This is a genomic window from Pseudooceanicola marinus, from assembly GCF_002786295.1.
Classification (GTDB): domain Bacteria; phylum Pseudomonadota; class Alphaproteobacteria; order Rhodobacterales; family Rhodobacteraceae; genus Pseudooceanicola; species Pseudooceanicola marinus.
Genome location: NZ_PGTC01000024.1, coordinates 162,226 through 174,864, shown reverse-complemented (window position 1 = coordinate 174,864; position 12,639 = coordinate 162,226). Strand labels below are relative to the sequence as shown.

Annotated in this window: 11 protein-coding genes; 2 read left to right on the top strand and 9 right to left on the bottom strand. The window is 66.8% G+C overall.

The genetic code is table 11. The features are described 5' to 3' along the window. Positions 1-3: 3 nt before the first annotated feature. On the bottom strand, positions 4-822 hold the full coding sequence (locus CVM50_RS18580) for a sugar phosphate isomerase/epimerase family protein (protein WP_085888859.1): 819 nt from the start codon (positions 820-822) through the stop codon (positions 4-6). Between the two features lie 450 nt (positions 823-1,272). After that, complete coding sequence (locus tag CVM50_RS18570; protein ID WP_198431935.1) at positions 1,273-2,592, bottom strand: NAD(P)/FAD-dependent oxidoreductase; 1,320 nt, start codon at positions 2,590-2,592, stop codon at positions 1,273-1,275. Between the two features lie 505 nt (positions 2,593-3,097). Between CVM50_RS18570 and CVM50_RS18565 the strand changes: the two genes are divergently transcribed. After that, positions 3,098-3,898, top strand: coding sequence for a DeoR/GlpR family DNA-binding transcription regulator (locus tag CVM50_RS18565; protein WP_085888857.1), 801 nt, complete (start codon positions 3,098-3,100; stop codon positions 3,896-3,898). A gap of 101 nt (positions 3,899-3,999) precedes the next feature. Here CVM50_RS18565 and gyrB read toward each other — a convergent pair whose 3' ends face one another. Together gyrB and CVM50_RS18555 are read right to left on the bottom strand one after the other, a co-directional pair. Further along, positions 4,000-6,417, bottom strand: a complete 2,418-nt coding sequence (gene gyrB / locus CVM50_RS18560) for a DNA topoisomerase (ATP-hydrolyzing) subunit B (RefSeq protein ID WP_085888856.1) — start codon at positions 6,415-6,417, stop codon at positions 4,000-4,002. A 116-nt stretch (positions 6,418-6,533) separates the two neighbouring features. Next, entirely contained in the window at positions 6,534-7,196 is a 663-nt protein-coding gene (locus CVM50_RS18555) for an NAD(P)H-dependent oxidoreductase (protein WP_332835663.1), read from the bottom strand. Between the two features lie 37 nt (positions 7,197-7,233). Between CVM50_RS18555 and CVM50_RS18550 the strand changes: the two genes are divergently transcribed. After that, complete coding sequence (locus tag CVM50_RS18550) at positions 7,234-7,827, top strand: TetR/AcrR family transcriptional regulator (RefSeq protein WP_085888854.1); 594 nt, start codon at positions 7,234-7,236, stop codon at positions 7,825-7,827. Here CVM50_RS18550 and CVM50_RS18545 read toward each other — a convergent pair. The 5 genes from CVM50_RS18545 to CVM50_RS18525 all read right to left on the bottom strand — a co-directional run bounded on the left by CVM50_RS18545 (position 7,820) and on the right by CVM50_RS18525 (position 12,582). Further along, entirely contained in the window at positions 7,820-8,440 is a 621-nt protein-coding gene (locus tag CVM50_RS18545) for a LysE family translocator (protein ID WP_085888853.1), read from the bottom strand. The two genes, CVM50_RS18550 and CVM50_RS18545, sit on opposite strands and share 8 nt — an antisense overlap. Further along, complete coding sequence (locus CVM50_RS18540; RefSeq protein WP_085888852.1) at positions 8,437-8,871, bottom strand: VOC family protein; 435 nt, start codon at positions 8,869-8,871, stop codon at positions 8,437-8,439. Before CVM50_RS18540 ends, CVM50_RS18545 begins: the two co-directional genes overlap by 4 nt. Further along, positions 8,868-9,980, bottom strand: coding sequence for a DNA replication/repair protein RecF (gene recF / locus CVM50_RS18535; protein WP_085888851.1), 1,113 nt, complete (start codon positions 9,978-9,980; stop codon positions 8,868-8,870). Before recF ends, CVM50_RS18540 begins: the two co-directional genes overlap by 4 nt. A gap of 78 nt (positions 9,981-10,058) precedes the next feature. Continuing rightward, positions 10,059-11,177 (bottom strand): DNA polymerase III subunit beta, encoded by a 1,119-nt coding sequence (gene dnaN, locus CVM50_RS18530; protein WP_085888850.1) that lies wholly within the window; start codon positions 11,175-11,177, stop codon positions 10,059-10,061. Positions 11,178-11,481: 304 nt separating this feature from the next. Further along, positions 11,482-12,582: an NAD(P)-dependent alcohol dehydrogenase gene (locus tag CVM50_RS18525; protein WP_085888849.1), complete on the bottom strand. Its 1,101-nt coding sequence runs from the start codon at positions 12,580-12,582 to the stop codon at positions 11,482-11,484. Positions 12,583-12,639 lie beyond the last annotated feature (57 nt).

The following is a 12,639-nucleotide window of genomic DNA, read 5'->3' as shown; positions in this document are numbered from 1 at the left end:
TGCTTACTGTCCCAGCCCCCGGGTTTCCAGCCAGGCCATGGAACGGGGGATGTCTGCACGGTTGCGCAGCTCCAGGATCAGGCGTGGGTTGGCGCCGGTGGCGGCGATGGCGCGGAACACCTCGTGCCAGCGGATCATGCCCTCGCCGATGGACCAGTGGCGGTCGGCATAGCCGTCGGCGTCCTGCAGGTGCACATGGCCCAGCAGATCGCCCGCCGAACGGACGAAATAATCCACCGGCTGCGCCCCGGTCGAGCCATGCGCATAATGGGCGTGCCCCGTGTCGACGGACAGCTTCAGTGCCTCGGAGCCGAAGCTGTGCACCAGCGCCTTGCGGGCCTCGGGGTCGATGTCCTCGATATTCTCCAGGACCAGGGTGATCCCGGCGTTCTCAGCCCGGGTCACGGCGGCGCCGAGGCTTTCGTGGACCCATTCCGTCACCCGTGCCAGCCCGCCGGGATAGGTGGACAGATTGTGGTGGTCCCAGGTGGAGAAGGGCGAATGGATGACCATGTGGCTGCCACCAAGCGCCTCGCAGATGTCCAGGCCCTGGGCCATGCGGCGGGCGACGATGGCGCGGATCTCCGGGTCCGGATTGGCAAAGCTGAGGCCCCAGAAGGGGCCATGGATGCCATAGCGCCCAGCGAAACCGTCCAACTGGCGCTTCGCCTCGTCGACCAGCGGCTGCCAGTCGCCGGAGGCCAGCAGGGTCGGGTCGGCGAAGCTCTGGATTTCCAGGTCGCGGTTCTTCTCGAACAGCCAGTCGCGCCAGGTGGCCAGTTCGGGCACCATCAGGGCAGCGCCGATCACGGGAAGGGTCATGGGGTGTCTCCTTGTGCCTGCGACCTGCGCGCGCCAGGTTTCACCCATGTGACGCGCAGGTGACATGATTGCGACAGCGCCGCCGCGCGGTCCGCCCTGAGTGGCCCGCGACCGCTGTGTGGGCCCGGATGCGAGCCGTGAAGACTCGGCCACCGGGAACGCGACCGCCACCGATAGTAGGTCACAGGTATCGCGCGTCTCGACTCCACAAACAAACCGAGCTGTTTGCAAATGGAGGCGAGATGATGATCCCGGGGCGCAGAACCCAGGACCAGCGCAGTGCCGCTCGCGCCGCCTTCTTTTGCAGGCGACGATCGAGACGCTGATGGATGTGCGCTATGCCAATACCAGCACCGCCGGCATCGCCAGGCGGGCGGGGGTGTCGCGGGGTGCGCTAAGGCGACTTGTTCCATTCCTCGCTGGAAATCATCCTCGCGGCCCGGGGCACCGTTACGCCGCGCCGCCGGGGCGCAGGCCTTTTGCCGTGAACCGCTCCAGGCTGAAGGGTTTTGGGTCGAAGGTGGGCGCGACGCCACGCACCAGGTCCGACACCAGCTGACCGCCGCCCGGGCCAGAGCCGAAGCCGTGACCGGAATAGCCGGAGCTGAGGAAGAGGCCGGGGATTTCCTTCACCGGGCCGATGGCGGGGATCGCATCGGGAGTCGCGTCGATCAGGCCGGCCCAGCTGTGGGTCATCCGGGCGCCGGCGAAGACGGGGAAGGCGCGCGCCAGGTTCTTCAGCGCGTGGCGGTTGTAGCGCTCCATCGGCTGCGGATCGAGGGTGCGGATCTTCTCGAAGGTGGTCTGCTGGTCATGACCCCATTTGCGCGGCATGCCCGCTTCCTTCAGGAACTCGCCATTCAGCCGCACCTGGATCTCGCGCCAGCTGGACATCAGCGTGGGCAGGTAGGTGCCCAGCAGGCGGAAGCTGTCGGGGGTGATCTGGGCCACGTTCCAGTTGCGCCGCGCCACGGTGTAGCCGCCGTCCAGCCGCTTGCGGAAGGCGAAGTCGCCGCCGCCCACGGGCATGTCGCCCGCGTCGCCGTCGATCTCCACCCGGGCGACTGTGCCGTGCAGCTTCAGCTGGGGGAAGTTGACGCCCTTGTTGCCCAGGAACATCCGCGACCAGGCGCCGCCGGCGAGGATCGCGCGTTCGGTCCGGATCCTGCCCTTCTCGGTCACCACCTCGGACAGGTGGCCGGCGCTGGTCTCAACCCCGCGCACAGCGCAGTTCTCGATGATGGTGGCGCCCAGGCGGCGGGCGGCCATGGCCATCTGTGGCACGGCGCGCCAGGGCTCGGCGCGACCGTCATCCTTGGTGTGCAGGCCGAACTTGAACCGGTCGCGGGCAATCGCCGGCAGCTTGCGCGCCAGGGCCGCCGGGTCCAGCCGTTCCGACGCCATGCCGATGCGATCCGCCAGGTCGGCCCAGTCGGCAAATTCCTTCACTTCGCGCGGGGTGCGGCAGACATAGGTGATGCCCGTCTCGCGGAAGCCGGTGTCGATCCCGAACCGCTTGTCCATGCCGCGCCAGATGTCGAGGCTGCCCATGGTCAGCGGCAGCTCCACCGGGTCGCGACCCATCTGGCGCACCCAGCCCCAGTTGCGGCTGCTCTGTTCGCCCGCGATGACGCCCTTTTCGCACAGGACGACCTTCAGTCCCGCCTCGGCGAGGAAAAGGGTTGCGGTCACACCGGCGATGCCGCCGCCGATGATGACCACGTCAGCCGCGTCGGGCAGTTGCGTGTCCGTTTCAATGCGTTGGAGCACGTCGAGTATCATGGAAAGGGTCCGTTTCTGTCGTCCTGGTCGCCCGACTCGGGCGTCCCCTCGTCGATGAGGGAGCGTTTGCGCGTTTGTGGTAGAGTATGGTAGAAATTGGCGCAAGATATTTGTAAGCGGCCAGGTATGAGCGATTTGCTGCGCGACTATACCTGTGGCGCATGGCAACTGTTGCCAAGGTTCGGCGGAGGGGGCGCAACATGACAGAGAGCTCTGGCGCGGTGACGCAGGAACGACCTGCAATTGCGCGTGCCGGGCGATCGGCGCGACAGGTGATGTGCACGAACGTGCAAAAGGCTGCAAGGTTTGCCGCCGGTCCCGGTCCTGCCGATGCGCGCCCGGGTCGGTGGATGGCACCGCAAGGGGCGGGGCAAGTACCCCGCACCGCAGCCGCACCCGTCCGCCTTCCGGTTGCCCAATGCCCTGTCTTTCCGTACCTATCCCAAGGTCCGGGGCGCGGAGGCGCAGTGGCACGCGATGAGAGGGGAACTGCATGTCCGAATTGCCGCTGAACGAGGAAATGCTGCCGGCCGCGCGGCGACAGCATCTGATCGAGTGGTTCGAGGCCAATCACTCCGGCGCCAGCCAGGAGCTGGCGCGGATGTTCGGCATCTCCGTCTCCACCATCCGGCGGGACCTCGACGTGCTGGCCTCCGAAGGGCTGGTGAAGCGTACCCATGGCGGCGCCGTGGCCGTGCGCAACCGTGCCACATGGGAGCCGTCGACGGATGTTTCGCGCCGCACGGCGGTGGAGGAAAAGCAGGCCATCGTGCGCGAGGCGCTGCGCTTCGTCAGTCCGAACCAGTCGCTGCTGATCGATACCGGCGGGGTGGTCTGCCACCTGCTGGCCGATGAGCTGGCCAAGCTGTCGATGCCGCTGACGGTGATCACCAATGACCTCTACGTTGCCGGTGCGCTGACCTATCATGAGAACATCAAGCTGCACGTCCCGGGCGGCACCTGTCGCCCGGGCAGCTACAGCCTGCTGGGTGCGCCGGGCGAGGCGTTCCTGGAAAACATCCGCTGCGATATCTTCTTCATGTCGGCGGCGGCGGTGGACGAGGAATGCGTGTCGGAAACCGCCATCGAGATGAGCCAGATGAAGCGCGCCATGGTCGCCGCCGCGCGCGAAGTGATCCTGCTGGCCGACAGCGCCCGTTTCATGGAACGCGCCCTGCATCGCACCGTGCCGATCGAGCAGATCACCCGGATCATCACCGACGAGGGCCTGACCGACAAGAGCCGCCAGCGGTTCCCGACCCCGGTGCCCGAGTTCGTCATCGCCGAAATGTAGGCCCGGGGCAGACCGGAATGAAAAAGACCCGCTCCAGATCGGAGCGGGTCTTTCTATGTTTTGCTTGCGATGCGGGCAGGCGCGGGGCGCCTGCGGCCCGATCAGAAGTCGAGGTTCTCGACCGACAGGGCGTTCTGCTGGATGAACTCGCGGCGGGGTTCCACCACGTCGCCCATGAGCTTGGTGAACAGGTCGTCCGCCTCGGCCATGTCGTCCACCGTCACGCGCAGCAGGGTGCGGGCGTCGGGGTCCAGGGTGGTTTCCCACAGCTGGTCCGGGTTCATCTCGCCCAGGCCCTTGTAGCGCTGGATGGTCAGGCCCTTCTCGCCCTCGGTCAGGATGGCGCGCAGCAGTTCCAGCGGGCCATAGATGACCTGGCTGCGATCCTTGCGGACCAGGGTGCAGGGCACGTTGTAGATTTCCTGCAGGGACTGGGTGAAGGAGCCGGTCTTGCGCGCCTCGCCCGAGCGCAGCATCGGCCCGTCCAGGGTGCGCACCTCTTCCACGCCGCGCAGGATGCGCGCCAGACGGATGCCGTGATCCTGGGTGATGCGGCCCTGCCAGCCCTTTTCATATTCCAGCGCGATCAGGTCCAGACGGGCGGCGACCTTGTCGGCCACGCCCTGCAGGTTGCTGTCCACCGCGCCGGGCACGAAGGCGCCGGCGACGGCGGCCTGTTCCAGGATGTGACGGGGATAATGCGTCGGGAAGGCGTCCAGAACGCGCTTCAGCTGGCGCGCCTCGGTCACCACGCGCTTCAGGTCCTCGCCGGCCAGCTCGGTGCCGTCGCCGAGGCGCAGCAGCGTGCTGTCGGTGCCCTGTTCGATCAGGTAGTCATCCATCGCCGCCTGGTCCTTCAGGTAGACCTCGGACTTGCCGCGCGACGCTTTGTACAGCGGCGGCTGCGCGATGTAGAGATAGCCGCCCTCGATCAGCTCGGGCATCTGGCGATAGAAGAAGGTCAGCAGCAGAGTGCGGATGTGCGCACCGTCGACGTCGGCGTCCGTCATGATGACGATCTTGTGGTAACGCAGCTTGTCGATGTTGAACTCGTCCCGGCCGATGCCGGTGCCGAGGGCCATCACCAGGTTGCCGATCTCCTGGCTGCCCAGCATCCGGTCGAACCGCGCGCGTTCCACGTTCAGGATCTTGCCGCGCAGGGGCAGCACGGCCTGGGTGCGGCGGTCGCGCCCCGTCTGGGCGGAGCCACCGGCCGAGTCACCCTCGACGAGGAAAACTTCGGTTTCCGACGGATCCTTGGAGGAGCAATCCTTCAGCTTCCCGGCGAGGAAGTTCACGTCCATCGCCGTCTTGCGCCGGGTCAGCTCGCGCGCCTTGCGCGCGGCCTCGCGGGCCAGCGCCGCCTCGACGATCTTGCCGACGATCATCTTGGCCTGGCCGGGGTTTTCCTCGAACCATTCCGACAGCTTCTCGCCCACCAGGTTCTCGACCACGGGGCGCACCTCCGACGAGACCAGCTTATCCTTGGTCTGGCTGGAGAATTTCGGATCCGGCACCTTCACCGACAGAACGCAGGTCAGGCCTTCGCGGGCGTCGTCGCCGGTGAAGTTGACCTTCTCCTTCTTGGCGATCCCGCTTTCCTGGGCGTATTTGCCCAAGGTTCGGGTCAGGGCGCCGCGGAAGCCCGCCATGTGGGTGCCGCCATCGCGCTGCGGGATGTTGTTGGTGAAGGGCAGCACCATCTCGTTGAAGCTGTCGTTCCACCACATCGCGACCTCGACCCCGATGCCGTCCTTCTCGCCGGTGATGAAGATCGGTTCCTCCATCATCGAGGACTTCGAGCGGTCGAGGTACTTCACGAATTCCTTCACGCCGCCTTCGTAGAACAGCTCGGTCTTCAGCGGCTCGGCGGGGCGGTGATCCTCCAGCACGATGCGCACGCCGGAGTTCAGGAAGGCCAGTTCGCGCAGGCGCTTTTCCAGGGTGGCGTAGTTGTATTCGAGGTTCGAGAAGGTCTCCAGCGACGACAGGAAGCGCACCTCGGTGCCCTTTTCGCCGTTGGCATCGCCCACCACTTCCAGCGGTTTCGCCGTCTCGGAATGCTCGAACCGGACGTAGTGTTCCTTGCCGTCGCGCCAGATGCGCAGTTCCAGCCAGTCCGACAGCGCGTTCACCACGGAAATGCCCACGCCGTGCAGGCCGCCGGACACCTTGTAGGAGTTCTGGTCGAACTTCCCGCCCGCGTGCAGCTGAGTCATGATGACCTCGGCCGCCGAAACTCCTTCCTCGGGGTGGATCGACACCGGAATGCCGCGCCCGTTGTCGCGCACGGAGACCGAGTTGTCGGCATGGATCACCACCTTCACGAAGTCGGCGTAGCCCCCCAGGGCCTCGTCGATGCCGTTGTCCACGGCTTCGTAGATCATGTGGTGCAGGCCGGACCCGTCGTCGGTGTCACCGATATACATCCCCGGACGCTTACGGACCGCGTCCAAGCCCTTGAGAACCTTGATGGATCCTGCGTCGTACTCTTGCCGCGCCGGTTGTGCGTCTGCCATGCAGCGTGCCCTTTGTTTTTCTACGCAGTCTATACGAAATCTGTGGGGCAATGTCACGTCGGCGCGGTAGGTTTTGTGTTTCTTCGCTGAGGAATTAAGGTTCCCCGGCGCTGACGTTATGCGGCCTTCCGTCCAAGCTCGGAAATCCGCGCCAGCCATGCCGTCACGGTCGCGCCCGACGCATGGGATGCGGGGGCAAACCAACTGAAGCGCGCGGGCCGGATTCCGACATAGCCGAGGATCTGACCACGCAATTGCCGCTGCAGGGCGCGCCCGTAGACGATCCGCTGAAACCACCCCGGCGTATCCGACGTCACCAGCAGCCGCGCGCTGCGGCCCGTCAGCATCGGCTTGGGCTGGCCCAGCAACGTGGTGCTGCGGGTGTCGAAGGCCCGCCCCGGCAGCAGGGTCCGGTCGAAGAGCCCCTTGAGCTTCGCCGGAAGACCGCCCCACCAGAGCGGCGTCGCGATCACCACATGCCCCGCCCATTCGAGATCCTCTGCAAAGGCGGCGAGGTCGGGCTCCAGCGGCTTCCAGTCCTTGTAGGTCGATTGCCCGAAATCCGGATCGAAAGACATCTCGGACAGGCGGTGCAGGCGCACCTCGTGCCCGGCGTCGCGGGCGGCCTCCGCATAGGCCCGGGCAAAGCCGGAAGATAGGGATCTGTGCGCCGGGTGCCCGTCGAGGACGAGGATGTTGCGAGGTGTCATGCGCCGTTTCTCCGAAAGTTGACCGTGGTCACTTTCGCTAGATTCAAATATGACCGCGGTCAATTCCATAATTTGACCGCGGTCACATTTTCTGGTCAAAAGGCGCATGGACAAGCCGATTCAGACCCGTGCCCTACAGACCCGCGCCCGACTGCTCGAAATCGGGCGCGCCCATTTCATGCGGGACGGGGTCTCGGGCCTGCGGGTCGAACAGATCGTCGCCGAGGCCGGGGTCGCCAAGGGCACCTTCTTTTCGCATTTCGGGGACAAGGAGGGCCTGCTGACCCTTCTGATCGGCGAACGAATGACGGCGGCGCTGGACCGCATCGCGGCCGCGGCGCCCCCCGACGCCCCGGACGAGTTTGCCACCGCCCTTGCCCCGCTGATGGCCGAGATGGCCCCGGATGCGCAGACCTTCGACATCGTCCTGCGCCATTCCGGCGCCACCGGCACGGATGAGGAAGGGCCGATTGCGCGGAATTTCCTGGCCCAGGTCGAGGTGCTGACCGGCTGGATCGCACGGCTTCAGCCCGACGCGGTGCGGGCGGACGCAGATCCCGCGCTGCTGGCCGAGGGGGTACAGGCCTTCATGGCCCATGCCATGGCCCTGACCTTCTGCGCGCTGCACAGCGCGACCGGGATCGACGCGCGGCTCAGACCCTTCCTGCGGACCTGGCTGGCGCCCCTGCCCGTCAGGTGAAGGGGATCACGAAGCCGACGCAGATCATCAGGCAGCCGGCGACGATATTGGTCCGCTTCATCCCCCGGTCGGAGGCGATGAGGCGCCGCACGCGGTCGACGAAACCGGCGAAGATCAGGTTGCCGGTGAAGGGCACGGCCATGGAGACCAGCAGGATCGCGGCAATGTCGGGCACCGTCACCGTACCGATGTCGACGAAGCTGGGCAAGATGCCGAGGTAGAACAGGATCGCCTTGGGGTTTCCCGCGATGGCCGCCAGCCCGGCGAGGAAGCCTGCCAGATGGCCCGGGCGGGTCAGCCGGCTGTCCGCCGTGATCCGCGCGTCTGCCCGACGCAGGATGCCGATGCCGATCCAGACGAACATCGCCGCCCCCAGAAGGCGCACGACCCACAGCAGGTTGCCGGCCTGCCCCTCGATCCAGCCGAGACCCAGAATCGCCACCAGCGGCCAGATCATGTCGCCCAGAGCCACGCCCACGGCCAGCGGCCAGACCGAGGCCGCGCCGCCCGACAGGGTACGCGCCACGATGGCCAGCCAGACCGGCCCCGGCGTCATGAACAGCACGAAGAGCGCCCCGGCATAAAGCGCCAGGTCATAGGCCGACATCGTCATGACGCCACCGGCAGGGTGAAGCGCCCGGAGTCCGGGTCCAGGGTGATGAAGGGGTTATGCGCCACTTCCCAGACATGGCCGTCCGGGTCGGCGTAATAGCCCGAATAGCCGCCCCAGAAGACCTCTTCGGGCGGCTTCAGCGCCGTGGCCCCCGCCGCCAGTGCCTGGGCGAAGGCCGCATCGACCGCCGCCCGGTCGGAGAAATTCTGCGCCAGGGTCATCGCCCCGGTGCCAAGCGGCACCTCGGGCCGCCCCTGGTCCTCGGCCAGGGCGGCGCGGCCAAAGAGGCCCAGAGCCTGCCCGTCCAGCTGGAAGAAGACGATGCCCGGCGTCACCTGCGCCGGCGCCCATCCCAGGGCCTCGTAGAACGTGCGGGCACGATCAAGGTCATCGACCCCCAGCGTGATCAGCGAAACCCGTTGCGGCGTCATGGCGCGCTCCTCTCCTCGGCGTGGCTGCTGCCCGCCTCCTCCGTCACTTCCAGATACTGCGCCCGATCCCCCAGACCTTCAAACAGCTCCGGGCCGGTGCCGGTCATCCAGGCCTGGGCGCCCAGGGCGCAGATCTCGTCATAAAGCGCCGCGCGGCGGTCGGCGTCCAGATGTGCCGCCACCTCGTCCAGCAAAAGGATCGGCGGGGCGCCGAAATCACGGGCGAGCCCACGGGCATTGGCCAGGATCAGGCTGACCAGCAGCGCCTTCTGTTCGCCGGTGGAGGCATCGCGCGCCGGGATCCCCTTCACCGCCCAGAAGGCCTCCATGTCCACCCGGTGCGGCCCCAGCAGGGTGCGCCCGGCGGCCATGTCGCGGCGCCGGCTCTCCTGATAGCCGGTCAGCAGGTCCGCCGCGCTCTGTGCCATCTCGCCCTCGGGATGGCTCAGCGCCAGCTCGGGGGCGGGAAAGGCGGTCTCGGCCTCCTCGGTGGCCTCGGCCACCAGGTGCAGCGCGCGCAGCCGGTTCGAGGTGATCTCCTCCCCCGCCTCGGCCATCTGCCGTTCCAGCGCGGCGTACCAATGGGCGTCGCGCACCATGTCCTTCAAGAGGCGGTTCCGTTCGCGCATGGCCTTGTCATAGGCCAGGCTGGCATCGGCATGGGTGGGAAAGAAGCTGAGGACCATCCGGTCGAGGAAGCGCCTGCGCCCCTCGGCCGCCTCGATCCACAGCCGGTCCATCGAAGGCACCAGCCACAGCACCCGGGCGATCCGCCCCAGGGCCAGCTGGGCGGCGGCCTTGTCGTCGATGCGCAGGCTGCGGCCCTGGCCGGGCTCCACCTGCATCTCGATCTCATGCACCTGGTGCAGGCTGCGCAGCACGCCCGACAGCTTCCAGCCGATCGCCTCGGGGCGGCGCACCATCTCCTCGGCGGCAGCCCGGCGCAGCCCCCGCCCGGGGGAGAACATCGAGACCGCTTCCAGCACATTGGTCTTGCCGGCCCCGTTCGGCCCCCAAAGGGCCACGGGCCGCCCGTCGGCCGCGATCGCCCCCCGCCGCCAGGAGCGGAAGTGCGACAGGTCCAGCCGGGTCAGACAGAGCCGTCCCATGGGCCAAACCCCTTTCATCCGAAAGCTGAAAATACTCTCGCCGAAGGCAATCGCGCCGTGGCGCGATCCCCTGTCGCGTTACACACGCATCGGCATGACGACATAGACGGCGGAGGTGTCGTTGCCCTCACGCATCAGCGTCGGATCGCCGGAGGAGTTGAACATGAAAACGGCATTCTCGCGGTCCACCTGGCTGGCGATCTCCAGCAGGTACTTGGCGTTGAACCCGATCTCCAGCCGCTCATCGGCATAGGCCACGGCCAGCTCTTCCTCGGCGGCGCCGCTGTCGGGCGCATTGACCGACAGGATCAGCCGGTCCTCATCCAGCGACAGCTTTACCGCGCGCGAGCGTTCGGAGCTGACGGTGGCCACCCGGTCGACGGCCTTGGCGAATTCTGAGGCGTCCACCTCCAGGCGGCGGGTGTTGCCCATGGGAATCACCCGCGAATAGTCGGGGAAGGTGCCGTCGATGACCTTCGACGTCAGGGTGATCTGCGGCGTGGCGAAACGCACCTTGGTCTCGGACACCGAAACGGCGATTTCCATGTCGTCATCGTCCAGAAGCTTGCGCAGCTCGCCCACGGTCTTGCGGGGCACGATCACGCCGGGCATCTCCTCGGCGCCCTCGGGCAGGGCGGCATCGATGCGGGCCAGGCGGTGGCCGTCGGTGGCGACGCAGCGCAGCACCCGGCCTTCCTCGCTGTCGGTCACATGCATGTAGACGCCGTTCAGATAATAGCGGGTCTCCTCGGTGGAGATGGCGAATTTCGACTTGTCGAACAGCCGCCGCAGCGTCGGCGCGGGGGCCGAGAAATTCGAGGTGTATTCCGACGAGGCCATCACCGGGAAGTCCTCTTTCGGCAGCGTCGCCAGGTTGAAGCTGGACCGGCCCGCCTCGACCGACAGCCGTCCGGCGGTGCCGTCATCGGCCAGGGTCACCATGGCGCCGTCGGGCAGCTTGCGCACGATCTCGTGCAGGGTCACGGCCGACACGGTGGTCGACCCGCCGCGTTCGACCATGGCCGGGGCCTTGTCGACCACCTCGATGTCCAGATCGGTGGCGCGGAACATGACGTCGTTGCCGTCGGCCTCGATCAGCACGTTGGCCAGGATCGGAATGGTGTTGCGCCGTTCGACGACGGATTGCGCCTGGGCGACGGCCTTCAGAAGCGCGGCACGTTCGATGCTGAATTTCATGGCCTCTTTCCCTGTCCTGGCCCGGGCAGGCCCCGGGACCGATAAGCTACCCGTTTCTGCAAGCAGCACAACGGTTTTTCCCGTTTTCGGGCCTCGGAAGGAAGAGGTCAAGCAGCGAGCGCGCGGAAACTCCGCCCTGCGCCATCACGGCAACCCGCAGGGCCTGTCATGCGCCCGGCCCGGCTGGGGATAACCCTGGCCTGCGGCCCGGCTCCGGCGGCGGACCGGCCAGGCGAATCATCCTCCGCATGCCCGGTCACGGCGGGAACGGGGGCGAGTCGCCTCGCCCCCCTGGTCGCGCCTGTCAGGAGAAACGCAGGACCGGCTTGATCGCCTCGCCGCGCGCGGAGGCGGCGAAGGCCTCGTTGATCTCCTCGAAGGGGAAGAAGGTGATCAGCTTGTCGAAGGGGAATCGCCCCTGCTGCCACAGCGCGATCATCGTGGGGATGAAGACGTCGGGGTTGGCCTCGCCTTCGACCACGCCCATCATGCGGCGGCCGCCGGACATGAAGTGGGTCTCGTTCAGCACCAGCTCCGCCTCGGGGGACGACGCGCCGACGATGGCGCAGGTGCCCCTGGGCGCCAGCAGTTCGACGGCCTGGCGGATCACCTTGGCATTGCCGGTGGTGTCGAAGGCGTAGTTCACGCCGTAGCCCGTCAGCTTCATGATCTCTTCGCTGACATCATCGGTCTTGGCGTTGAAGGTGTGGGTCGCGCCCAGTTCCTTCGCCAGCTCCAGCCGGCTGTCGACCATGTCCACGACGATGATGGTCGTCGCACCCTGCACCACGGCGCCCATGACGCCCGCAAGGCCCACGCCACCTGCGCCGAAGATCACGATGGACTTGCCCGGCTTGACCGCCAGGGCGTTCATCACCGTGCCCGCGCCGGTCTGGATGCCGCAGCCCAGCGGGCCCAGCTTCTCCAGTTCGACATCCTTCGTGACCTTCACGCAGTTCGCCTCGTGGCAGACCGAATGGGTCGCGTAGGAGCTTTGGCCGAAGAACATCGAGCCGATGCGTTCACCATCCTTCGAGATGCCGCGCGTACCGTCGGGGCGCTGCGCCACGAAGTTCATCGGGAAGAAGTTATGGCAATAGGTGATGTCGTGTTCCATGCAGGCCGGGCAGTGGCCGCAGCTGTCGACGGTCATCACCACATGATCGCCGGGGGCGACCTTGGTCACGGCGCTGCCCACCTTCTCGACCACGCCGGCGCCTTCATGGCCCAGCACGACAGGCAGTTCGGTGCCCATCAGTCCCTCGATCACGGCGGCATCGGTGTGGCAGACGCCGGTGGCCACCAGGCGCACCAGGATCTCGTCATCGCGGATCTCGTCCAGCTCCACCTCTTCGATGCTGAGGGGGGCGTTGAAGTCGCGGGCGACGGCGGCTGAAATCTTCATTGGAAATTCTCCTTCTGGCAGAGGCCATGGCTATTGGGACCACAGGGAGATTTCCAA

What these genes read in the sequence shown, in the direction of transcription:
- recF (WP_085888851.1), bottom strand. Translation starts at nt 9,980, where the DNA reads ATGGGACGGCTCTGTCTGACCCGGCTGGACCTGTCGCACTTCCGCTCC.
- CVM50_RS18580 (WP_085888859.1), bottom strand. Translation starts at nt 822, where the DNA reads ATGACCCTTCCCGTGATCGGCGCTGCCCTGATGGTGCCCGAACTGGCC.
- CVM50_RS18565 (WP_085888857.1), top strand. Translation starts at nt 3,098, where the DNA reads ATGTCCGAATTGCCGCTGAACGAGGAAATGCTGCCGGCCGCGCGGCGA.
- dnaN (WP_085888850.1), bottom strand. Translation starts at nt 11,177, where the DNA reads ATGAAATTCAGCATCGAACGTGCCGCGCTTCTGAAGGCCGTCGCCCAG.
- CVM50_RS18550 (WP_085888854.1), top strand. Translation starts at nt 7,234, where the DNA reads ATGGACAAGCCGATTCAGACCCGTGCCCTACAGACCCGCGCCCGACTG.
- CVM50_RS18525 (WP_085888849.1), bottom strand. Translation starts at nt 12,582, where the DNA reads ATGAAGATTTCAGCCGCCGTCGCCCGCGACTTCAACGCCCCCCTCAGC.
- CVM50_RS18545 (WP_085888853.1), bottom strand. Translation starts at nt 8,440, where the DNA reads ATGACGATGTCGGCCTATGACCTGGCGCTTTATGCCGGGGCGCTCTTC.
- CVM50_RS18540 (WP_085888852.1), bottom strand. Translation starts at nt 8,871, where the DNA reads ATGACGCCGCAACGGGTTTCGCTGATCACGCTGGGGGTCGATGACCTT.
- gyrB (WP_085888856.1), bottom strand. Translation starts at nt 6,417, where the DNA reads ATGGCAGACGCACAACCGGCGCGGCAAGAGTACGACGCAGGATCCATC.
- CVM50_RS18555 (WP_332835663.1), bottom strand. Translation starts at nt 7,196, where the DNA reads ATGGAATTGACCGCGGTCATATTTGAATCTAGCGAAAGTGACCACGGT.